15 protein-coding genes and 1 pseudogene are annotated in these 21,201 nt (G+C 74.6%); 2 read left to right on the top strand and 14 right to left on the bottom strand.

Annotated elements, in window-relative coordinates; genetic code table 11:
• Nucleotides 1-4: 4 nt before the first annotated feature.
• The 10 genes and pseudogenes from IE98_RS0135925 to IE98_RS0135880 all read right to left on the bottom strand — a co-directional run bounded on the left by IE98_RS0135925 (nucleotide 5) and on the right by IE98_RS0135880 (nucleotide 9,940).
• Nucleotides 5-1,522, bottom strand: a complete 1,518-nt coding sequence (locus IE98_RS0135925) for an NADH-quinone oxidoreductase subunit N (protein WP_030276121.1) — start codon at nucleotides 1,520-1,522, stop codon at nucleotides 5-7.
• A 48-nt stretch (nucleotides 1,523-1,570) separates the two neighbouring features.
• The gene (locus tag IE98_RS0135920) at nucleotides 1,571-3,124 is read right to left on the bottom strand and encodes a complex I subunit 4 family protein (protein WP_030276119.1); all 1,554 of its coding nucleotides are present in this window, start codon (nucleotides 3,122-3,124) and stop codon (nucleotides 1,571-1,573) included.
• 79 nt (nucleotides 3,125-3,203) lie between these two features.
• Entirely contained in the window at nucleotides 3,204-5,177 is a 1,974-nt protein-coding gene (locus IE98_RS0135915; protein WP_030276117.1) for an NADH-quinone oxidoreductase subunit L, read from the bottom strand.
• Nucleotides 5,174-5,533: an NADH-quinone oxidoreductase subunit NuoK gene (nuoK, locus tag IE98_RS0135910; RefSeq protein WP_030276114.1), complete on the bottom strand. Its 360-nt coding sequence runs from the start codon at nucleotides 5,531-5,533 to the stop codon at nucleotides 5,174-5,176. Before nuoK ends, IE98_RS0135915 begins: the two co-directional genes overlap by 4 nt.
• Nucleotides 5,534-5,538: 5 nt before the next feature.
• Nucleotides 5,539-6,219: an NADH-quinone oxidoreductase subunit J gene (locus tag IE98_RS0135905; protein WP_030276112.1), complete on the bottom strand. Its 681-nt coding sequence runs from the start codon at nucleotides 6,217-6,219 to the stop codon at nucleotides 5,539-5,541.
• A complete protein-coding gene (locus IE98_RS0135900) occupies nucleotides 6,216-6,767 on the bottom strand; it encodes a NuoI/complex I 23 kDa subunit family protein (RefSeq protein ID WP_030276111.1) in 552 nt (183 codons plus the stop codon). The genes IE98_RS0135905 and IE98_RS0135900 overlap by 4 nt, the downstream gene beginning before the upstream one ends.
• Nucleotides 6,767-7,726 (bottom strand): NADH-quinone oxidoreductase subunit NuoH, encoded by a 960-nt coding sequence (nuoH, locus tag IE98_RS0135895; protein WP_030276109.1) that lies wholly within the window; start codon nucleotides 7,724-7,726, stop codon nucleotides 6,767-6,769. Before nuoH ends, IE98_RS0135900 begins: the two co-directional genes overlap by 1 nt.
• 692 nt (nucleotides 7,727-8,418) lie before the next feature.
• A pseudogene (locus IE98_RS52715) lies at nucleotides 8,419-8,718 on the bottom strand (NADH-quinone oxidoreductase subunit C); the annotation flags it as partial.
• 200 nt (nucleotides 8,719-8,918) lie between these two features.
• A complete protein-coding gene (locus IE98_RS0135885; protein WP_030276105.1) occupies nucleotides 8,919-9,542 on the bottom strand; it encodes an NADH-quinone oxidoreductase subunit B in 624 nt (207 codons plus the stop codon).
• Nucleotides 9,533-9,940: an NADH-quinone oxidoreductase subunit A gene (locus IE98_RS0135880; RefSeq protein ID WP_030276103.1), complete on the bottom strand. Its 408-nt coding sequence runs from the start codon at nucleotides 9,938-9,940 to the stop codon at nucleotides 9,533-9,535. The genes IE98_RS0135885 and IE98_RS0135880 overlap by 10 nt, the downstream gene beginning before the upstream one ends.
• A gap of 336 nt (nucleotides 9,941-10,276) precedes the next feature.
• Between IE98_RS0135880 and IE98_RS0135875 the strand changes: the two genes are divergently transcribed.
• Nucleotides 10,277-11,461 (top strand): sensor histidine kinase, encoded by a 1,185-nt coding sequence (locus tag IE98_RS0135875; protein WP_043175921.1) that lies wholly within the window; start codon nucleotides 10,277-10,279, stop codon nucleotides 11,459-11,461.
• A 283-nt stretch (nucleotides 11,462-11,744) separates the two neighbouring features.
• Here IE98_RS0135875 and IE98_RS0135870 read toward each other — a convergent pair whose 3' ends face one another.
• From IE98_RS0135870 to IE98_RS0135860, 3 genes are all read right to left on the bottom strand, one after another.
• Nucleotides 11,745-12,887 carry a glycosyltransferase gene (locus tag IE98_RS0135870; protein WP_030276099.1) on the bottom strand — a complete coding sequence of 381 codons (1,143 nt, stop codon included), beginning with the start codon at nucleotides 12,885-12,887 and terminating at the stop codon, nucleotides 11,745-11,747.
• Nucleotides 12,884-15,814, bottom strand: coding sequence for a bifunctional glycosyltransferase/CDP-glycerol:glycerophosphate glycerophosphotransferase (locus IE98_RS0135865; protein ID WP_063749067.1), 2,931 nt, complete (start codon nucleotides 15,812-15,814; stop codon nucleotides 12,884-12,886). The genes IE98_RS0135870 and IE98_RS0135865 overlap by 4 nt, the downstream gene beginning before the upstream one ends.
• A gap of 193 nt (nucleotides 15,815-16,007) precedes the next feature.
• On the bottom strand, nucleotides 16,008-17,645 hold the full coding sequence (locus tag IE98_RS0135860; protein ID WP_030276097.1) for a glycosyltransferase family 2 protein: 1,638 nt from the start codon (nucleotides 17,643-17,645) through the stop codon (nucleotides 16,008-16,010).
• A gap of 152 nt (nucleotides 17,646-17,797) precedes the next feature.
• Between IE98_RS0135860 and galE the strand changes: the two genes are divergently transcribed.
• Nucleotides 17,798-18,772 (top strand): UDP-glucose 4-epimerase GalE, encoded by a 975-nt coding sequence (galE, locus tag IE98_RS0135855; RefSeq protein ID WP_030276095.1) that lies wholly within the window; start codon nucleotides 17,798-17,800, stop codon nucleotides 18,770-18,772.
• Nucleotides 18,773-18,830: 58 nt separating this feature from the next.
• Here the strand turns inward: galE and IE98_RS0135850 are convergent, their stop codons facing one another.
• Nucleotides 18,831-21,116, bottom strand: coding sequence for a serine/threonine-protein kinase (locus tag IE98_RS0135850; protein WP_030276093.1), 2,286 nt, complete (start codon nucleotides 21,114-21,116; stop codon nucleotides 18,831-18,833).
• Between the last annotated feature and the right edge of the window lie 85 nt (nucleotides 21,117-21,201).

The raw sequence follows: 21,201 nt of genomic DNA, 5'->3' as shown, positions 1-21,201 counted from the left end.
GCCGTCAGAAGAGCGGGCCCCCGACCACCTGCAGGACCAGCTGCGGAGCGACCGAGAGGACCACCGCACCGCCCGCCGTGAGCGCCAGCGCGGCCGCCAGCGGGCCCGGGGTGCGGACCGCCCGGACCTCGGCTCCGGCCTCCGCCGGGGCGAACAGCCGGGCCGTCCACAGCAGGTAGTAGTAGAGGGCGATCACCACGTTGACCGCCATCACGACGGCCAGCCAGCCCAGCTTCGCGTCGACGGCGGCGCGGAAGACGACCACCTTGCCGAACAGGCCGATCACGCCGGGCGGCAGGCCCGCCAGGCAGAGCAGGAAGAAGGCCATCGCCAGCGCGCTCCAGCGGCCGCGGGCGAACAGGCCCCGGTGGTCGTCGAGGCGGGTGCCGGCCGTCCTGGCCACCACGGCGGCCACGCCGAACGCGCCCAGGTTGACCACGCCGTAGATCAGCGCGTACGCCACGGTCGCGCCGAGCGGCTGCGGCGAGCCCTGGTAACCGGCGGCGGCCAGCGGGACGAGCAGGTAGCCGGCTTGGGCCACCGAGGACCAGGCGAGCAGCCGCACCGCGCTGAACGGGGTGTCGCCGCGCTGCCGGACCGCGGCGACGTTGCCGACCGTCATGGTGAGCGCGGCCAGCACCGCCAGCACCAGGCCCCAGGTGTGCCCGTACGGGTGGAAGGCGATCGTGGTGACCAGGGCGAGCCCGGCCAGGCCGGCCGCCTTGCCGACCACCGACAGGTAGCCGGCCACCGGGATCGGCGCGGCGGTGTAGGTGTCCGGCAGCCAGAAGTGGAAGGGCACGGCCGCGACCTTGAAGGCGAAGCCGACCAGGGTGAGCACCGCGCCGGCCTCGGCCAGCGGCTTCAGCTGCCCGGGCACGTGGGTCAGGCCGTCGGCGATCCCGGTGAGGTGGATCGAGCCGGTCGCGGCGTAGACGAAGCCGACGCCGAGCAGCATGACCGCGGTCGCGGTGACCGAGGAGAGGAAGAACTTCAGGGCGCCCTCGGCGCCCCGGCCGTCCCGGCGCAGCGCGACCAGGGCGAAGGCCGGCAGCGAGGCCACCTCCAGGGCGATGATCAGCGTCGCCAGGTCGCGGGAGGCGGGCAGCAGGGCGGCGCCGGAGGCGCTGGAGAGCAGCAGGAACCAGTACTCGCCGCCGGGCAGCCGCTCCTCGTCCACGGTGTGCAGCGAGAGCAGCACGGCGATCAGCGCGCCGCCGAGCGCCAGCAGCTGGAAGGCCAGCGCGAAGTGGTCGGCGGTGTAGCTGCACGCCCCGCCCGCGGCCTTCAGGCAGAAGGTGGAGCGGGCGTCACCGCGCACAAGCGGCAGCATCGCGAGGAGGGCCAGCAGCAGGCCCGCGGCCGAGGCCCAGCCCAGGACGCGCTTGCGGCCCACGGGCAGGAAGAGGTCCGCGACCAGCACGGCGAGGGCGGCGAGCGCCGCGACCAGGGGCGGCGCGACGGCCACCCAGTCCACGGACTGGATGAGGCCGCCCGGGTCGGCGACGGCGAGTGGGTTCATGGCGGGCTGCCCCAGGAGAGGAGATCCGAGCGGGGTGCTGATCACGGCTCAGCCACCCCCGAGCAGGTGCTTGACGGCCGGGTCGGACAGGCTGAGCAGCAGGGCCGGCCAGACGCCGGCGACCAGGGTGAGCGCGGCCAGCGGTGTCCAGCTGGCCGCCTCGTACGCCTTGATGTCGGGCAGTTCGGTGACGAGTGCGGGCTGCTCCGGGTCGCCCATGCAGACCCGGCGGACGACGACCAGCAGGTAGCCGGCGGTCAGCAGGGTGCCGACGCCGGCCAGCACCATGTACGTCACGAAGGCGGGCCGGGAGAGGCCGGCGGCCGGGTCGAAGGCGCCGAACATGGCGAGCAGCTCGCCCCAGAAGCCGGCCAGGCCGGGCAGGCCGAGGCTGGCGACGGCGGCGAAGGCGAGCAGTGCGCCGATCCGCGGGGCCCGGCCGTACAGGGCGGCGCCGGTGGCGCCGGCCAGGGTGTCCAGGTCGGAGGTGCCGTAGCGGTCCTTGACCGCGCCGACGAGGAAGAACAGCAGGCCGGTGATCAGGCCGTGGGCGATGTTGCCGAACAGCGCGCCGTTCACCCCGGCGGGGGTGAGCGTGGCGATGCCCAGCAGCACGAAGCCCATGTGGCCGACCGAGGAGTAGGCGATGAGGCGCTTGAGGTCGCCCTTGGCGCCCTGCCGGGCCAGGGCGAGGCAGGCCAGCGAGCCGTAGAGGACGCCGACGGCGGCGAACGCGCCCAGGTAGGGGGCGAAGGTCGCGGCGCCCTCGGGGACGACCGGCAGCAGCACCCGGACGAGTCCGTAGGTGCCCATCTTCAGCAGCACGCCGGCCAGCAGCACCGAGCCGACGGTCGGTGCGGCGGTGTGCGCGTCCGGCAGCCAGCTGTGCAGCGGCCAGGCGGGGGCCTTCACGGCGAGGCCGAGCAGGATCGCGAGGGCCGCGACGACCTGGGTGGTGTGGCTGAGGCCCGCACCGTGGGCGGCGGCCAGCCGGGTCATGTCGAAGGTGCCGGCGTTGAAGCCGATCAGCAGGAAGCCGAGCAGCATCACGGCCGAGCCGAGCAGCGTGTACAGGATGAACCGGTTGGCGGCCGGCGCCTTCGCGCCGCTGCCCCAGCGGGCGATCAGGAAGTACATCGGGATCAGCACGACCTCGAACGCCACGAAGAACAGCACCAGGTCGAGCACCGCGAAGGTCGCCAGCATGCCGACCTCCAGCAGGAGCAGCAGGCCGGTGAAGGACTGTGCGGAGGGCACGCCCTCCCCGGCGGGCAGCCGGCGGGTGGAGTACAGCGCGCAGAGGAAGGTCAGCAGCGCGGTGAGGACGAGCAGCGGTAGCGAGATGCCGTCCACGCCGAGGTGCAGCCGGACGTCGATCGCCGGGATCCAGCGGACGTCCGTGACGCCCTGCATCACGGCGGGCCGGTCCTGGTCGAAGCCGACCGCCAGGGCGACGGCGAGCGCCAGGGTCGCGCCGGTGACGCCGGTGCCGAACCACAGGGCGCGGCGGTCCGCGGTGGCACGGTCGGCGCCGAACGGGACGAGGGTGGCGGCGGCGCCGGCCAGCGGCAGCAGCAGGAGGGCGATGAGGACTGCGTTCATCGGGTGCTCCAGGTTCCTGCTGCGGCGGGTCGGGTCGGGTGGCCGTGGTTCCGGCCGGGATTCGGGTGCGGGCCGAGGGTCATGTGCCGACCGCCACCAGGACGGCGAGCAGGACGGCCCCGGCGAGCAGCGCGCTCAGGTAGCTCTGGGCGTTGCCGGTCTGGGCCCGGCGGACGAGCCAGCCCAGCGCGTTGGTGCCGTTGCCCGCGCCTCGGACGTACGTCTCGACGACCTCGCGGTCGAGGAAGTTCACCAGCCGGGCGGCGGCCGCGGTCGGGCGGACGAACAGCGCGCTGTACAGCCGGTCCACGCCGAAGCCGTGCTGGGCGAACCGGTGCACCGGGCCGAGCAGCAGCCGGCCGGGATCGGGCACGGCCCCGGCGGTGGCGGTCTGCCGTGCCCCGGCGGCCCGCCAGGCGGCGTAGGCGATCAGGGCGCCGGCCAGCGCCAGGCCGGTGCCGGTGACGGAGGTGGCCGGGGTGGGACGCAGCGAGCCGCCGTCGAGCAGCGAGGGCAGCCAGTCGTCGCGCAGCCCGAGCAGGCCGAAGGCCATGGTCGGGACGGCGAGCACCCAGAGCGGCCAGCGCATCGCGGCGGGCTCGGCGGTGGCCGGGTCGGCCTCGTCGATCTCGGGCGAGTACGGGGCGCCGGCCTCGGCAGCGGCCGGTGCGGCGGTCGGCACCGCGGCGCGGCCGTGGAAGGCGACCAGCCAGAGCCGGGTTGAGTAGGCGGCGGTGAGCAGCGCGGTGAGGCCGGCGGCGACCAGGACGATCCAGCCGGCCGCCTCGGGCACCGCGGAGGCGGGGCCGACGCCGCGGGTGAGCGCCTCGCCGTGGGCGGCGTGCTCGGCGGCGGTGAACACCGACTCCTTGGAGAAGAAGCCGGTGAACGGCGGCAGGCCCATCAGTGCGACCAGGCCGATGCCCATCGCCCAGTAGGCGTCCGGCACCCGCTTGCGCAGGTCGGGCATCCGGGACATCGCGGAGATCGAGTTGGTGTGCGCGGCGTGGATGACCACGCCGGCGGTGAGGAAGAGCAGTGCCTTGAAGACGCCGTGGCCGACCAGGTAGAAGACGGCCGAGTCGCGGTCGCCGGAGGCCAGGGCGCCGGCCATGTAACCGAGCTGGCCGACGGTCGAGTAGGCGAGCACCCGCTTGAGGTCGTCCTGGGCGAGGGCGCAGAGCGCCGAGCCGATCATGGTGACGGCGGCCATCACGGCGAGCACCACCAGCGCGGCGGCCGACAGCAGGAAGACCGGCATCAGCCGGGCGACCAGGTAGATGCCGGCCGCGACCATCGTCGCGGCGTGGATCAGCGCGGAGACCGGGGTCGGGCCGGCCATCGCGTCGGGGAGCCAGGTGTGCAGCGGGAACTGCGCGCTCTTGCCGGCGACGCCGCCGAGCAGCAGCAGGGCGGCCAGCGTGGGGTGGGTGAGCCGCCCCTCGCCCGCGGCGGCCAGCACGTCGGTGATCCGGAAGCTGCCGGCGTCGGCGCCCAGCACGAAGATGCCGAACAGGAAGGGCACGTCGCCGAGCTTGGTGACCAGGAAGGCCTTCAGCGAGGCGGAGCGGGCGTCCTGCGTCTCCCAGTGGTGGCCGATCAGGAAGTACGAGCAGATGCCCATGACCTCCCAGCCGACCAGCAGCACGATCAGGTCGCCGGAGTACACCACCAGGAACATCGCCGCGGTGAACAGCGAGACCAGCGCCGCGTACGAGGGGTAGCGGGGGTCGTCCTTGAGGTACGCGGTGGAGTAGATCTGCACCAGGGTGGCGACCAGGCCGACCAGCAGCGAGATCAGGACAGAGAACCCGTCCAGGTGCAGGGCGAGCGAGATGTCGGGGCCGCCGGTCGGGGTGAGCCGGGTGGCGGCGTCCAGACTCCGGCCGGTGCCGAGCTGCAGCGCGACGACCACGGCGAGCACCGCGGAGGCCGCGACCGGCAGGACGGCCAGCGGCCGGGCGAGGCCGGGGTACCTCTTGCCGGTGGCGAGGCCCGCGGCCGCGCCGAGCGCGGGCAGGACGGGGACGAGGACGGGCAGGGCGAGGTTCATGCGGCCCGGCCCTCCGGCTCGGTCGCGGCGGCCTCGGGGGCCGCCTCGGACGGGTCGCCGAGCAGGGTGAGCCGGTCGACGTCGGCGGTGCGGCGGGTGCGGAAGACCAGCAGCACGACGGCGAGGCCGAGGCCGATCTCGGCCGCGGCCACCGTGATGGTGAAGAGGGTGAGCGCCTGTCCGGCGTGCACGGCGTCGCGCAGCCATGCGTCGAAGGCGACCAGGTTGAGGTTGACGGCGTTGAGCATCAGCTCGACGGACATCAGCACCAGGACGACGTTGCGCCGGGCGAGCACGCCGTAGACGCCGACGCTGAACAGCAGCGCGGCGAGGACGGCTGGGTAGACGAGGTGCATCGGCGTCAGCGCTCCTGCGCGGGGGCGGTCGGGGCGGTCGCGGGGGGACCGGCGGCCACCGCGGGGGCGGCGGGCCGGCCGACGGGCTTGCCGGCCCGCAGCTTGCCGGCACGCGGCCGGGGCAGCGTGCCGGAGGTGCTGCGGGAGAGCACGATCGCGCCGACCAGTGCGGCCAGCAGCAGCACCGACAGCGCCTCGAAGGGCAGCACCCAGTGGCGGAAGAGGTACTCGCCGGTGGCGCGGGTGGAGCCGCCGCCCGCGGTGAGGTCGATCCAGCTGGTGCGGAAGGCGTCGGCGACGAGGGTGACCAGGGTGCCGGCGGAGGCCAGGCCGACCAGCAGGGCGGCCCAGCGGTTGCCGGAGTCGGCGTCCGGCGAGCGGCCGATCGGCGCCCGGGTGAGCATCAGGCCGAACAGCACCAGGACGACCACCGAGCCGAGGTAGATCAGCACCTGTACCCAGGCGATGAACTCGGCGGTGAGCAGCAGGAACTCCACGGCCAGGCCGCCGAGCGCGACGACCAGCCAGAGCGCGGCGTGCACCAGTTGCTTGGTGGTCACCGAGACGACGGCGGCGCCGAGCACGGCCAGGCCGACGAGCAGGAAGACCACCTCGGCCCCGGTCGGGGAGAGGAAGGACCGGGCGGCCGGCTCCAGCGAGCCGGTGGCGGCGAGCAGGGTGCTCATGCGTCCTCACCCTCCTGGGCGGCCGCGGCGGCCAGCTTCTCGGCCGCCTTGCGGGCGGCCGCGATCTCCTTGGGCTCCTCGGCGGCGGGGTCGAGGGCGGGCGGTGCGGGCACCGTCCACATCCACTCGCGCAGCCGGTCCCGCTCGTGGGTGAGCTCCAGGATGTCGGTCTCCGCGTACTCGAACTCCGGGGACCAGAACAGCGCGTCGAAGGGGCAGACCTCGATGCAGATGCCGCAGTACATGCAGAGCGAGAAGTCGATCGCGAAGCGGTCGAGCACGTTGCGGGTGCGGGCGCGGGCGTTCGGGTCGGCGGCCGGCAGCGTCTCCTTGTGGGAGTCGATGTAGATGCACCAGTCCGGGCACTCGCGCGCGCAGAGCATGCAGACCGTGCAGTTCTCCTCCAGCAGCGCGATGACGCCGCGGGAGCGCGGCGGCAGCACGGGCTGCACCTCGGGGTACTGCGCGGTGACGCTCTTGCGCGTCATGGTCCGCAGGGTGACGGCGAGGCCCTTGGCGAGGCCGGTGCCGGGGATGTTGAGAGCCATCAGGAGATCGCCACCTTGACGATGCCGGTGAGGGCCAGCTGGACGAGCGAGAGCGGGATCAGCACCGTCCACGCGAAGCGCATCAGCTGGTCCTCGCGCAGCCGCGGGTAGGTGACCCGGAGCCAGATCACCACGAATGCCAGCGCGAAGGTCTTGAGCAGCGTCCACAGCCAGCCGAGCGACTCCGGGAGCGGGCCGTGCCAGCCGCCGAGGAAGAGCACCGTGGTCAGGCCGGAGACCACCAGGATGCCCGCGTACTCGGAGAGCAGGAAGAACGCGAACCGCAGGCCGGTGTACTCGGTGTAGGCACCGAAGATGATCTCCGAGTCGGCGATCGGCATGTCGAACGGCGGACGCTGCAGCTCGGCGAGGCCGGCGGTGAAGAAGACGAAGGCGCCGATCGCCTGCCACGGGATCCACCACCAGTGGAAGGCGTCCACGATCCCGGGCAGCGACACGGTGCCGGCCGCCATCGCGACCGAGGCGGCCGCGAGCAGCATCGGCAGCTCGTACGACATCAGCTGGGCGGCCGTGCGCAGGCCGCCGAGCAGCGAGAACTTGTTGGCGGACGCCCAGCCGGCCATCAGCGAGCCGAGCACGCCGATGCCCATCACGGCCAGCACGAAGAAGATGCCGGCGTCGATCGCCCGGCCGACGAAGCCGTTCGGCCCGACCGGGATCGCCAGCAGCACCACCAGGTACGGCAGCAGCGCGACGGCCGGGGCGATCTGGAAGACCCGCCGGTCGGCACCGGCCGGGACGACGTCCTCCTTCTGCGCGAACTTGACGCCGTCGGCGACGAGCTGGGCCCAGCCGTGGAAGCCGCCGGCGTACATCGGGCCGAGGCGGCCCTGCATGTGCGCCATCACCTTGTGCTCGGTCTGGCCGATCACCAGCGGCAGCACCAGGAAGACCACCAGGGTGGCGGCGCAGCGCAGCAGCGTGTCGAGGAGGTTCACGCGCCGTCTCCGTCCTGGCCGGGGGTCTGCGGGGTGTCGGGGTCTGCCTGCTCGGCCTCTGCGGGTTCTGGCTTCGCGGGCTCGGGCTTCGCGGGCTCGGGCTTCGCGGGCTCGGCCGCTGCGGGCGCCGCAGGCGCGGTGGGCTCGGCGGCGGGGGGCGGTCCGGGCTCCGCCGGGGGTTCGTCGTGGGCCGGGACGGGTGCGTGCCAGGGCGCGTCCGAGGACTGCGTCCGGGCCGTCCGGCGCGGCCGCTCCTCGGCAGGCGCCACGGGTGCGGCGGGCGTCTCGGGCTGTGCCGCGGGTGCCTCCGGTGCCGTCTGGCTGACCGAGCCCTCGCTGATCGAGCGGGTCCGCCGCGGGCGGTCGGCACGGACGGGGGCGGCGCCCTCGGCCCCGGCAGCGGTCCCGGCCGCCGCACGGGGAGCGGCACCGGCGGCACGGGGGCCGGCGCCGGCCGCACGCGGGGTGCGGGCGGCCCGGGCCGGGCGCTCGGCGACCGGCGGCAGGGTGCCCTTGAGCGGACCCCATTCGTTCGGGTCGGGCACGCCGGGGGGCTGCATCTTGCGGCGGGCGGGGCCGTCGCCGTGGTCGGACTCGCCGGGCTCCTTGGCGCCGGGCCAGGCCTTGGCGACCCGGGCGGCGAGCACGAAGTCCTTGCGCAGCGGGTGGCCCTCGAAGCCGTCCGGGAGCAGCAGGGTGACCAGGTGCGGGTGGTCGGCGAAGTCGATGCCGAACATCTCGTGGGTCTCCCGCTCGTGCCAGGCCGCGCCCGCGTACACGCCGACGGCGGTGGGCAGGGCGGCCTTCTCGCGCGGGACCCGGGTGCGCACCAGCAGGTGGCGGACGGCGCCGGGGGTGGAGACGTCGGCGAGGTGGGCGGAGACGGAGAAGCCCTCGGTGAGCTCGTCGACGGCGCTCAGCCAGTCGAAGTAGCCGAGTCCGAGGCCGTCGCGGGCGGCGGTGAGCGCCTCGATCCAGTGCTCGGCGGGCACGTCGACGGTCAGCAGGTCGTACGCCTCGGTGGCACTCGCCCAGGGGCCGATCCCGGCGGCCGTCCGCTCGGCCGGGGTCGGCTCGGCGGCGGGCTGTTCGGCGGCGGGCTGTTCGGCGACCGGCTGCCGGGCGGGGGCGTCGGCGGCCGCGGTGGGCTCGGCACCCGGCACCGGCTCGGTCCCGGGCTGCTCGGGGGCGGTCACTGCGCGCCCTCCGGTCCGGCGACCAGCCCGCGGCGGAGTGCGGAGGCGGGCGCGGTGTAGCGCTGCGGCAGCGACTCGGCGGCGATCTTCTCCTGGAGCTTGAGGATGCCCTGGAGCAGTGCCTCGGGCCGCGGCGGGCAGCCCGGCACGTAGACGTCGACCGGGACGATCTGGTCGACGCCCTTGGTGACGGAGTACGAGTCCCAGTACGGGCCGCCGGAGTTGGAGCAGGCTCCGAAGGAGATCACGTACTTGGGCTCGGGCATCTGCTCGTAGAGCCGCTTGACGGCCGGGGCCATCTTGTCGGTGACGGTGCCGGAGACGATCATCAGGTCGGCCTGGCGGGGGCCGGGCGCGAACGGGATGACTCCCATCCGGATGAAGTCGTGCTTGGCCATCGACGCGGCGATGAACTCGATCGCGCAGCAGGCGAGGCCGAAGTTGAAGCACCAGAGGCTGTAGCGGCGGCCCCAGTTGAGGACCACCTTGACCGGGTCCGGTGCGAGCCGGGCCAGCGGGCCGAGCCGGCGCGGCTCGACGGCACCGGGGTTGGCAGGGTCGGGGATGCCGAGCGGCACGGGGCCGTCGCCGCCGTGCGCGTGGGCGTGGGTCACGTCCATTCCAGAACGCCCTTCCTCCAGGCGTAGAGCAGTCCGACCGCGAGGAAGCCGATGAAGACGAACATCTCCACCAGCGTCGCCGCCCCGTACCCCGCGGCGGCGAAGACCGTCGCCCACGGGAAGAGGTAGATCGCGTCGACCGCGAAGATCACGTAAAGGAAGGCATAGACGTAGTACCGGATGTGGGTCTGCGCCCACCCCTCGCCGACCGGATCCACTCCGCACTCGTACGCCAGCAGCTTCTCCGGCGAGTACACCACGGGTCGCAGCAGGCGGTTGGCGGTGAACGACACCGCGACGAACAGCACGCCGACGACGGCGAGCAGGCCCACCGCCGCGTACGCGTCGAAGTAGCCACTGCCCGCGGCAGTGCCGGCAGCAGCCAGCTGCCCCTCCATGCGTTCGCCTCCACATCGGCCGGGCCCGCCGCAGGGCGGGATCCGATCTCTTTACGCGCTCATAACCATTGCTCAGGCGTGAGTCTAAGTGCACCGCTCGTCTACTCCTGAACCCGCCCGATCCGCAAGACGCATGCTGGACACCCGCCCCGGCGGCCCCGCCCGCCGCAGTGGCACCGGGGGTGGGGTTAACCCCCGGGCGGGGACGGCGTCCACCCCCATGGCGGCGGCCCGCGGCGACCCGCGATGCTGGTCGGGCAGCGGACGGCGGGTGCCGAGGGGGCGCCCGGTCCGCCTGCGGTGACGGGGCTGGGTCCTCGGGAGGGCGGTGCACGGATGAAGGACCAGGTCGGCCACGAGGAGGCGGCCCGGCCCTCGCTGTACGGGCGGCAGCTGTGGCTGCAGGTGCAGCACATGCTGCTGAACCTGCCGCTCGGGATCGCCGGTTTCGTCCTCACGGTGGTGACGCTCAGCGTCGGCCTGGGCCTGGCGCTGACGGTGCTCGGGCTGCCGCTGCTGGCCGCGGGCCTGGCGGGCAGCCGGTGGCTGGGGGCGGTGGCGCGGCGGCGGGCCCGGGGCGCGCTGGGCTCGGAGGTGCCGGAGGCCGGTCCGCTGGTGGCGGTCCGGCCCGGGCCGGCGGGCTGGGTGGTGGCCTGCCTGACGGACGGGCTGAGCTGGCGCTCGGTGCTGTACGGGGTGCTGCTGCTGCCCTGGGGGATCATCGGCTTCACGTTGACGCTGGTGCTGCTGGTGGTCGGCTGGCCGGTGCTGCCGTGGGCGATGCGGGGGCTGGCGGCGGTCGAGCGGATGCTGGTCGGCGTGCTGCTGTGCCCGAACGCGCTGACCGAGCGGGTGCGCGAACTGGAGGAGGACCGCGGTGCGGTGGTGGACACCGCGGCGGCGGACCTGCGCCGGATCGAGCGGGACCTGCACGACGGCGCCCAGGCCCGGCTGGTGGCGCTGGCGATGGACCTCGGCCTGGCCCGGGAGCGGCTGTCCGAGAGCCGGACGCCGGAGGACGTCGCGGGCGCCGCGCGGATGGTGGACGCGGCGCACGGCGAGGTGAAGCTGGCCCTGCGCGAGCTGCGGGACCTGGCCCGGGGCATCCACCCGGCGGTGCTCACCGACCGCGGGCTGGACGCGGCCCTGTCGGCGGTGGCGGCCCGCTGCACGGTGCCCGGCGGGGTGAAGGTGCACGTGGACCTGAAGGGCGCCGAGCGGCCGGACCCGGCGGTGGAGGGGATCGCCTACTTCACGGTCAGCGAGCTGCTCACCAACGTCTCCAAGCACGCCGGGGCGCGGACGGCGACGGTGGACGTCTGGCGGTCCGACGACCGGCTGATGCTGCTCGTCCGGGACGACGGCCGGGGCGGGGCCGACCCGCGCACCGGCAGCGGGCTGGCCGGCCTGGCCGAGCGGGTGGGCGCGGTGGACGGGGTCCTCCTGGTGGAGAGCCCGGCCGGCGGGCCGACCTCGGTGACGGTCGAACTGCCGTGGCGGACGCGGGCCGCACGGGCGTGACCCGGTCCGGACGTCGAAGGGCCCGACGGCCGCCACCCTTGCGCGGTGCGGCCGCCGGGCCCGGCCCCGGTGGCGGGGGTCAGCCGCCGGTCGGCACCCGGAGCCTCGGCCCGGTGGGGCGCGGGCCGGCCGGGGACGGTCGGGTGGGTTCCTTCCTGGGGCGCACCGGGGCTCCTCCCGAGGCTCTGCGCAGGCGCGGCGGACAGCCTTGCTTTGTCAGCATTTCAGCTGTATGTCCGAATCGTCGCCGCGGCGCGCCCGAGGACGCCTCACCTGCCGGAGCTCATGCCTCCAGCAGGGCGAACAGCTCCTCCCAGCGGTCGAGCACCCGCTCCGGCGCGTAGCGCACGATCGCCTCCCGGGCCCGGGCCCCCATGGCCTCGCGCAGCTCCTCGTCGTCCATCAGCCGGCCGAGCTGGCGGGCCAGCGCGGAGGTGTTGCCGACCGGGGCCAGCAGGCCGTCCTCGCCGTCCCGGACGATCTCGTGGACGCCCGGCGCGCAGTCGAAGGCCACGCAGGGCACGCCGCAGGCCATCGCCTCCATGAGCGAGATCGGGAAGCCCTCGCCGCGCGAGGAGAGCGCGAAGATCCCGGCGCCGGAGAGCGCGCCGGGCACGTCGTCCGTCCGCCCGCGGAACTCGACCGAGTCGTCCAGGCCGAGCGCGGTGCACTGCGCGCGCAGCGCCTCCTCCTCCTCGCCCAGGCCGTAGATCTCCAGCCGCCAGCCCTCGCGGCCCAGGACGGCCTCGGCCCAGGTCTCCAGCAGCAGGTCGACGCCCTTCTCCTGGGCGAGCCGGCCGATCGAGACCACCGTGCGGCCGGCGGGGGCCGTGGCCTCCGGCACCGGGAAGGGCAGCGGGTTGGGGATGCCGCAGGTCGAGTTCATGCCCTGCCGGATCCAGGCGTCCGCGTCCTCGTCGGTGAGCACCACCAGACGGTCGACGTCGGCGTAGTGGCGCTGCACCCGGCCGAAGCGGGAGGAGGCCCGGCAGGTCTCGAAGGACTCGTGGCTCATGCCGATGACCTGGAGGCCCTTGAGGTCGGCGAGCGCCACCCACTCCATCGCCCAGACCTGGGTGACGATCACCACGGCGCCCGGCCGGGCGGCCCGGAACATCGCGTTCATCCGCTCGGCGGCCCCGCGCATCCCGGCCTCGCGGGCGGACTGCCGCCGGCGGGCCGCGACGTCCAGCCGCTGCCAGGGGTAGGTGGGCGTCCAGGCCGCGGGCGGCTGGCCGTCGTGCAGGGTGGTCATCCCGTACGGCAGGTCGTCGCCGAAGTCCTTGTGCAGCACCGCGGGGCAGATGCCGATCAGTTCGACCCGGTGGCCCCGGCCGCTCAGCAGCTCGGCCATCCGGTGCGACCAGCTGGCGACGCCGCCCAGTTCGTCGACGCTGTTGCTGACGATGAAGATGTCACGGCTCACCGGCCGGCCTCCCGCTCCTGCTGGTCCTGCTCGTCCCGCCCGGTCGGTGCGGCCGCCGGGGCCGGACCGAACATCAGGTCGGCGATCCTGGCCGCTGCGTCGCCCCGGTCGTGCTCGCCGTACGCCGCGGCGAACTCCCGCCGCCGGTCGGCGTACTCCTTGCCGGTGGCCTCCAGGTCGTCCAGGGCCGCGTACAGCTCGCCCTGGTCGCGCAGCACCGGGCCGGGCGCCTCGCGCAGCAGGTCGAAGTAGGTGCCGCGGACGTCCTCGGCGTACTCCTCCCAGTCGTACGCGAAGAACAGCATCGGCCGGTCGAGCAGCGCGTAGTCGAACATCACGGAGGAGTAGTCGGTGACCAGCGCGTCCGCCAGCAGGTACAGCGGGGTGACGTCCTGGACCTCGGAGACGTCGACCACCCGGCCGCGGACGGACGGCGGCAGCACCACCCGGTTCAGGTAGTGGCAGCGCACCAGCAGGGTCATCCGGTCGCCGAACCGCTCGGCGAACTCCTCGACGTCGAAGGGCAGCTCGAAGGCGCGCACCCGGCCGCGGGCGTCCGCCCGGAAGGTCGGCGCGTACAGCACCACCGGCTTGGACAGGTCGATGCCGAGCTCGCCGGCGAGCTGGAGGTCCTTGCGCGCGTCCTCGCGCAGCAGCACGTCGTTGCGCGGGTAGCCGACCCGCAGCAGCCGGTCCTCGCCGATCCGGTACGCCGGCGCGAGGGTGCGCACGTCGTGCTCGGAGCGGACGACGAAGTGGTCGAAGCGGTTCAGCCCGGCCAGGTACTCGGCCTGCTGGGCGGGCGTCTGCCGCTTCAGCGAGGCCAGGTCGAAGCCCATCTTCTTGAGCGCCGAGCCGTGCCAGGTCTGGATGTAGGTGGTCTCCGGGCGCTTGCGCAACCGGTACGGGTAGCCCTGGTTGTCGACCCAGAACTCGGCCTGTGCCAGGGCCCGCAGGTAGTTCCAGGACCAGCGGCGCACCAGGGCGGCACCGGACGGGAAGCCCTCGGTCGACTTCGCGTACGACCACACCGGCTTCATCGGCGCGCCGCGGCGCACCAGCTCCTCGTAGACCGCGCGCGGGCTGTCGCTGAACTGCCGGCCCTGCTGGCTCTCGAAGACCACCTGGCCCTTGACGACGGGCAGCCGCTGCAGCAGCCGGTGGTAGACCTTCAGCTTGGTGTCGCCGCTGTTGAGGGTCCGCTTGAGCTGCAGCGCGCCGCGGGCGGTGCGCCGGGCCCGGTCGGCGGCGGTGTTGGCGAGCGCCGAGGCCTCGCCGCGCAGGGCCCGCTCGACGAGGTCGGTGCCCCGGCGGGCGGCGGCGCCCTCCGCGGCGATCTCGAAGGCGAGGTGGCCGCGGGCGGTGGCGTGCGGGGCGAGCCGGTCGCCGGCGAGGCGGGTCAGCCGGGGCCGGACCGCGGGGGCGGCGGCCGCGGCGAGGTCGAGGTCGCCGACGGTGAGCCGGGTGGTGGTGCGCTCGCCGTTGGCGGTCAGCACGCAGCGGACGTCCCAGACGGCGTCCAGGACGCCGATCGGGCGGAGCCGACGGGCGAGGTCGGCGGTGGCGCGCCAGGCGATGCCGTCGCCGTCGTGCCGGACCTCGGCGACGGGGAAGGTGAACGACTTGAGGCCCTTGCGGCGCGGCGAGAACTCCAGCCGGGCGACGAGCTTGGCGTCGGCCGGGATCCGGCCGAGCGGGTTGACGATCCGGCCGGCCAGCTCGACGCCCTGCGGCCCGGCCGCGTAGTGGGTGAGCCGGTTGCGCAGGAAGAGCTTGCGCAGCGGGGACGCGTGGTAGCCGTGCGCCGTGACGTCGAGCACCTTGCGGCCCTCGGGGTCGTCGAGGTGGTCGGCGCAGAAGAACACCCGGCCGTCCCGCTCGGCGAGCGGGGCGGCGAGCTTGTCCCGGTTGATCAGGGTGTCGACGGCGGGCAGCAGGTTGTCCCAGTCGTCCTGCCCGAGCAGGTAGGCGCAGATCCGCTGCGGGCTGCCGACCTCCTCGTAGGCCTCCGGGGCGAGCCCGGCGAGGTAGCCGCGGGCGTGCTCGGCGAACTCCTTGCGGAAGTCCTCCGGCAGGAAGGGCAGGTCGCGCAGGTGCAGCACCAGGTCGTGCTTGAGGAACTTCACGTCCTTGCGGTACTTCAGCTCGACCATGCCGCGGTCGGCGAGCATCGCGTCGATCCGGCGGTGGATCTCCAGCCGGTCGGTGAAGTTGCGGATCTCGTGGCGGCGGTTGGAGAGCGAGCGCTCGCCCTTGCTCGGCGGGGCGACGTCCCACCAGTAGACCCGGTTGGGGATCAGGGTGATCCGCTCGGCCGCGAGGTACGCCTGCGAGGAGAAGAGCAGGTCCTCGTAGAGGATGCCGACCGGGAAGGTCAGCGCGTGCTCGGCGAGGAAGGTCCGACGGTAGGCCTTGTTGGTCGAGAGGGTGTCCCAGACCAGCAGGTCGGGCAGCTCGGCGATCGACTCCAGGGTGCGGGTGCGCGAGTAGATCCACGGGTACCAGGCGTCGGTCTTGCCGTGCCGGTTGCCGAGGAAGCGCCGCACGCTCAGGCCGGAGACCAGGTCGGCGCCGGTGCGGGTGCCCGCCTCGTAGAGGTTGCGGGCGGCGTGCTCGGCGAGCTCGTCGTCGCTGTCCAGGAACATCACGTACTCGCCGCGGGCCTCGGCGACGCCGTGGTTGCGCGGGGCGCCGCAGCCGCCGCTGTTCTCGGGCAGTTGGAGGGCCCGCACCCGGCCCGGGTTCTCCTGCTCCAGGCGCCGGGCCACGGCGAAGCTGTCGTCGGTCGAGCAGTCGTCGACGATCAGCACCTCCAGGCCGCGCAGCGACTGCCCCAGGGCGGAGGCCACCGCCCGGGGCAGCCGGGCGGCGTCGTTGTAGACGATCACGATGACGCTGACCAGCGGCTGCGCCTGACTGGAGGGCATGGAGCGGGGGTCCTTGTCGTCGGGTGGTGCTTGGGGGTGCCTGCTGAGGGTCTCCGACGCTGCCGCGGCGGCTCTGCCGATTGAGCCACGACATCATGGGAATGGGATGAATTCTCCCACCGCGCGGGGAGTGCCCCGTCCCGCGGGCGCCCCGACGGCCGTCGCACGCCCGGCCCGGGCGGGCCGTTCGCCCTCAGCCGAGACGGGCCAGCACCCGGCGGAGCCGGGCCCGGACGACCTCCCAGCCGCCGCGCACCCCGTCGGCGACCCGCATCCCGAGCTCGCCGTTGGTCGTCCCGTACGCCTGGACGAGGGCGAAGCGCAGCAGCGGCCGGTACGCGACGGTCTGCCGCTTGCCGAGGCCCGGGGCGCGGACGGCGGTGGCGGCGCGGTCGCCGTTCTCGAAGCCCAGCACGACCCGCAGCGACCAGGCGGTCATCTCGCCGACGTCGCGCAGCTCGAAGGCGTCCACGGTGGTCTCGGCCGTCCAGCCGCCGTCGGGGTGCGGGGCCAGCCGCAGGGCGCGGCGGACGGTGAGCGGCGGGCCGAGCCGGGTGCGCAGTTCCAGCCGGGCGTCGACCGGGCGGGCGGCGGAGACGAGCCCGTACGGGTCGTGCAGCCGCAGCCGGACGCTGCAGACCGGGCCGAGCCGGACGGTGCCGTCGACGGCCAGCGGCAGCCCGGCCGGGGGCAGCTCGTCGAGGCCGGTGAGCGGCACCCCCTCGACCAGGACGGGCCCGCCGTCGTCGTCCGTGAGGTAGGGCGGGGCGAGCCGCGGCGGGGCGGCGGCGAGCTCGCAGGCCCGGGCCAGTTCGACGCCCTCGACCGGCTCGGTGCGGGCGAGCAGCAGGTCGCTCAGCCAGCGGCCGGCCGGGGTGGCGCCGAGCAGCGGGGCGGGACCGAATCCGGCCAGGTGGGTGCGGGCGATCCGCCACCAGGCGGCCCGGTAGGCGGCCGGCTTCTGCCGCAGCTCGCGGACGTACATCCGCAGGTCGTGGTCGATGAACTTGGTGCGGGCGGCGTCCGCGAGGCCCGGCTCGCCGGCCTCGGCGAGGATCCGCACCGCGTCGGCGTGCGCGTCCACCCGGTCCTGCCAGTTGCGGACCTCGTCGCGGCGGAGCGAGATCGACTGGCGGCCGGCCTCCCGGCGGACGTGCCAGAGGTACACGGTGTCGCCGACCGCGACCAGCCGCGGCCGGGCCGCGTACAGCCGGGCGGTGAAGACGAAGTCCTCGTAGTGCACCGGGCCCTCGGCGAAGCGCACCTGGTGCTTGTCCAGGAAGTCCCGCTGGTAGAGCTTGTTCACGCAGAGGGTGTCGCGCAGGAACTCGGGGCGCTCGCCGATGCCCTCGTAGCGGTGCGGCGGGGCGCCGACGGCGGGGAAGAGGTCGCGCTGCCAGGGGGTGTCGGTGCCGGCCGGGAGCTCGCGCCGGACGCAAACCCCGGCGACCACCTCGGCCTGCTCGGCGACGGCCGTCTCCAGCAGCGCCCGGGCGGCGTCGGGGGCGAGCACGTCGTCGCTGTCCAGCAGCATCACGTACGGCGAGCGGGCCGCGGCGAGACCCTGGTTGCGGGGGGTGCCGCAGCCGCCGCTGTTCTCGGTGCGCGTGATCACTCTCACGCGCGGGTCGGCGGCCGCGAGCCTGCTCAGGCGTTCGGGCGTGGCGTCGGTGGAGGCGTCGTCGACCACGATCACCTCGGCGACGGAGTCCCCCTGGGCGAGCGCCGAGCGCACCGCGTCGGCGATGTGCGCGGCGTCGTCGAAGACGATCACCACGACGCTGACCTGGGGTGACGTGCTGGGCGCCGTGCCGGGAGTGCTGGCGGTCATCCCGCGACCTGCTCCTCCCGCTGACGATAACCGCCTGCGATCGTACCGGACCGTACTTATCGGGGTGTCGGACAACTCGACTCGAACACGCCCGGCCCGCACCGGCCGCCGGTCACCGCGGTTTCGAACGGGTGCCGCATAGGATCTCGGGCATGACTTGGTTGATCACGGGCGGCGCCGGCTACATCGGGGGACACGTCGTGCGGCAGCTGGCCGGGGCCGGTGAGCGGGTGGTCGTCCTGGACGACCTCAGCTCCGGCTCGGCCGGCCGGCTGCCCGCCGGGGTGCCCCTGGTGGTCGGCTCGACGCTCGACCGGGCGCTGCTGGACACGACCCTGCGCGAGCACGGCGTCACCGGGGTGCTGCACGTCGCGGCCAAGAAGCAGGTCGGCGAGTCGGTCGCGGAGCCTCTGCTCTACTACCGGGAGAACGTCGAGGGCCTGCGGACCGTCCTGGCGGCGGCCGTCGCCGGCGGCGTCCGCAAGGTGCTGTTCTCCTCCTCGGCCGCGGTCTACGGCATGCCGGACGCCGACCTGGTGACGGAGTCGACCCCGTGCGCGCCGATCAACCCGTACGGCGAGACCAAGCTGGTCGGCGAGTGGCTGCTGGCGGCCGCGGCGCAGGCGTACGGGCTGTCGACCGTCTCGCTGCGGTACTTCAACGTGGCCGGCGCGGCCTCGCCCGAGCTGGCCGACGACGGGGTCACCAACCTGGTGCCGATGGTCTTCCAGCGGCTCACCGACGGCCTGCCGCCGCTGGTCTTCGGCGACGACTACCCGACCCCGGACGGCACCTGCATCCGCGACTACATCCACGTCGAGGACGTGGCGGCCGCGCACCTGGCCGCCGTCCGCCGACTGGACGCGGCCGGCGAGCCGGTGAGCCTGACCCTGAACATCGGCCGCGGCGAGGGCGTCTCCGTCCGCGGCATGCTGGACGCGATCGCCCGGATCACGGGCCTCGCGGTGGAGCCCGAGGTCACCCCGCGCCGGGCGGGCGACCCGGCCCGGGTGGTCGCCGCGGCCGACCTGATCCACAAGGAGCTGGACTGGTCGGCGCAGTACGGCGTCGACGACATGATCGAGTCCGCCTGGGCGGGCTGGCGGGCCCGCCACCCCGGGCTGTGACGGGCTGACCCCGCGGCCCCGCCGGCCCACCGGGCGCGGGGCCTCCTCCCGGCTCCTACTACGGCACCGCGGTGCCGTAGTAGGAGTCCAGCGCGTACACGCAGCGGTCCTTGCTGCCCGCGAACACCCGGCCGGCGACGGCCACCGGCGAGCCGGTGAGCTCGCCCTTGGTGCCGAGCTCCCAGCGCAGCCGGCCGGTGGCGAGGTCCACGGTGTGCAGCGAGTGGTCCCGGCTGCCCAGGTGCACCAGGCCGTCGGCGACGGCCGGGGAGCCGACGATCTCGCCGCGGGCGGCGTACCGCCAGCGCTCCCGCCCGGTGGCGGTGTCGAAGGCGTGCAGGGTCTCCCCCGAGCCGAGCAGCACCGTGCCGTCGGCCACCACGGCCGGTTCGGCGCCCTGCCGGCTGCCCGTCCGCCCGCGCCAGTGCTCCCGCCCGGTGGCGAGGTCGACGGCGTAGAGCGTGCCGAGGTAGTCGGCGACGTACGCGGCGCCGGCGTCCAGCGCGGGCGGGGTGAACAGCACCACGGGCGCGTCGAAGCGCCAGCGCTCGGCGCCGGAGGCGGCGTCCAGGGCGTACACCCGGGGGCCCGCCGTGACGTACAGCACACCGCCGCGCTCGACCGGGCGGGAGGGCACGTCCTCGCCGACCGGGAAGGCCCAGCGCAGCCCGCCGCCGCGCGGGTCCACGCAGCGCAGCCGCCCACCGCCGTAGTAGTAGGCGGAGCCGCCGACCAGGGCCGGCCCGGACTGCGGGTTCTCGTAGTCCTGCTGGGCGTCGTCGGCGCGCCACAGCTCCGCGCCGTTGGCGGCCGAACGCAGCTGCACGCCGCCGCCCCTGATGCCGCAGCAGAGCACCCCGTCGGCGGCGTCCAGCGAGTAGACCCAGCCGTCGAGGGAGCTGCGCCAGCGCTCGGTGCCGTCGGCGACGTCCACGGTGTACAGGTGCGGCCCGTCGGCGGCGTGCACCCGGCCGTCGGCCACCGCGAGCGCCCAGGCGACGTCGCGGGTCTTCCAGCGGCGCTCGCCGGACGCGATGTCCAGCGCGTGCACCTCGAAACTGGAGACGAAGAGCGTGCCGTCGGCGACCACCGGGGTGCCCCAGACGTCGTTGGACATCCGGAACCGCCAGGGCCGCCAGCGCGGTGCGGGCGCGGGCGCCGGGACGGGCGCGCGGCGGACCCAGTCGGTGGCCGCGGGCGCGACCGGCCCGGCGGCGGACTGCCCGGCCACGGACTGGTCGGCCCGCGGGCCGGGCCCTATCCGGACGGGCCCGCCGGAGAGCCGGACCTCCTCCTGGCCGGCCCGGCGGCGGCCCGGCGCCATCCGCTCGGTGGCGGCCTCGCCGCCGAGCGAGCCGTTGCCCCGGCTGTCGGCCGGGGGCGCGGACGGCTGCGGCGGCACCGGCGGCACGGGCGGCTGCACGGGCGTGGGCGCGACCGGCGGAGCGATCGCGCGGCGTCCGCGCTTCTGCTCGATCAGCTGCAGGGCGCTGTCGGGCAGCCAGTCCCCGGCGTCGCCGAGCGCGTCGTCCCGGGAGAACAGGTGCGGGGCGAGCTCGGCCTGGATCTGCGCGGGCGTCGGCCGGTGCTCCGACGCGGGCCGCATGCAGGCCCGCACGAGGTCGACCAGTTCGAGCGGCAGCCCGGAGAGGTCCGGCTGCTCGCGCAGCAGCTGGAAGACCGTCTCGACCGGGTTGGCGCCGCGGTACGGCGGGTGCCCGGTGGCGCAGAACACCAGCAGCGAGCCGAGCGAGAAGACGTCGCTGGCGCCGGTGACGCTGCGGCTGTCGCGGGCCTGCTCGGGCGACATGTACGCCGGGGTGCCGACCGCGACGTTGGTCATGGTGAGCCGGGTGTGCGAGACGCCGGCCGCGATGCCGAAGTCGATCACCCGCGGGCCGTCCTCGACCACCAGGACGTTGGACGGCTTGAGGTCGCGGTGGACGAGGCCGGCCGCGTGGATCGACTGGAGCGCCTCCGCGATGCCGGCGACCAGCCAGCGCACCGCGTCCACCGGCAGCGGACCGCAGTGGTTGACCAGGTCCTCCAGCGAGGGCGCCGGGACGTAGGCGGTGGCGAGCCAGGGCACCCGGGCGTCCGCGTCCGCGTCGACCACGGCGGCGGTGTAGAAGCCGCCGACCGTCTTGGCGGCGGCGATCTCGCGGGCGAAGCGGACCCGGAACAGGTCGTCCTCGGCCAGCTCGGTGCGCACGGTCTTGATGGCGACCCTCCGGCCCGATGCGGAGCGTGCCAGGTAGACCAGCCCCATCCCGCCCGCGCCGAGCCGTCCCAGCACCTCGAAGGGCCCGATCCGCCTTGGATCGTGCGCCGTCAGCTGGTCCACTGAGCTGCCACCTCCCCGTTGTGCCGTCCCCCGTCCGGGGTGCGCACCCGATTCTCCAATGCCCACCCCCCGGGAGCCAATCTCC

Origin of the sequence: Streptomyces sp. NRRL B-24484, from assembly GCF_000717715.1 — a bacterium.
In the GTDB taxonomy this organism is placed as follows: domain Bacteria; phylum Actinomycetota; class Actinomycetes; order Streptomycetales; family Streptomycetaceae; genus Kitasatospora.
This window is presented reverse-complemented; position numbering and strand designations above follow the sequence as displayed.

What these genes read in the sequence shown, in the direction of transcription:
- IE98_RS0135875 (WP_043175921.1), top strand. Translation starts at nt 10,277, where the DNA reads ATGAAGGACCAGGTCGGCCACGAGGAGGCGGCCCGGCCCTCGCTGTAC.
- IE98_RS0135880 (WP_030276103.1), bottom strand. Translation starts at nt 9,940, where the DNA reads ATGGAGGGGCAGCTGGCTGCTGCCGGCACTGCCGCGGGCAGTGGCTAC.
- nuoK (WP_030276114.1), bottom strand. Translation starts at nt 5,533, where the DNA reads ATGCACCTCGTCTACCCAGCCGTCCTCGCCGCGCTGCTGTTCAGCGTC.
- IE98_RS0135905 (WP_030276112.1), bottom strand. Translation starts at nt 6,219, where the DNA reads ATGAGCACCCTGCTCGCCGCCACCGGCTCGCTGGAGCCGGCCGCCCGG.
- IE98_RS0135920 (WP_030276119.1), bottom strand. Translation starts at nt 3,124, where the DNA reads ATGAACGCAGTCCTCATCGCCCTCCTGCTGCTGCCGCTGGCCGGCGCC.
- IE98_RS0135860 (WP_030276097.1), bottom strand. Translation starts at nt 17,645, where the DNA reads ATGACCGCCAGCACTCCCGGCACGGCGCCCAGCACGTCACCCCAGGTC.
- galE (WP_030276095.1), top strand. Translation starts at nt 17,798, where the DNA reads ATGACTTGGTTGATCACGGGCGGCGCCGGCTACATCGGGGGACACGTC.
- IE98_RS0135885 (WP_030276105.1), bottom strand. Translation starts at nt 9,542, where the DNA reads ATGGACGTGACCCACGCCCACGCGCACGGCGGCGACGGCCCCGTGCCG.
- IE98_RS0135900 (WP_030276111.1), bottom strand. Translation starts at nt 6,767, where the DNA reads ATGGCTCTCAACATCCCCGGCACCGGCCTCGCCAAGGGCCTCGCCGTC.
- IE98_RS0135915 (WP_030276117.1), bottom strand. Translation starts at nt 5,177, where the DNA reads ATGAACCTCGCCCTGCCCGTCCTCGTCCCCGTCCTGCCCGCGCTCGGC.
- IE98_RS0135925 (WP_030276121.1), bottom strand. Translation starts at nt 1,522, where the DNA reads ATGAACCCACTCGCCGTCGCCGACCCGGGCGGCCTCATCCAGTCCGTG.
- IE98_RS0135865 (WP_063749067.1), bottom strand. Translation starts at nt 15,814, where the DNA reads ATGCCCTCCAGTCAGGCGCAGCCGCTGGTCAGCGTCATCGTGATCGTC.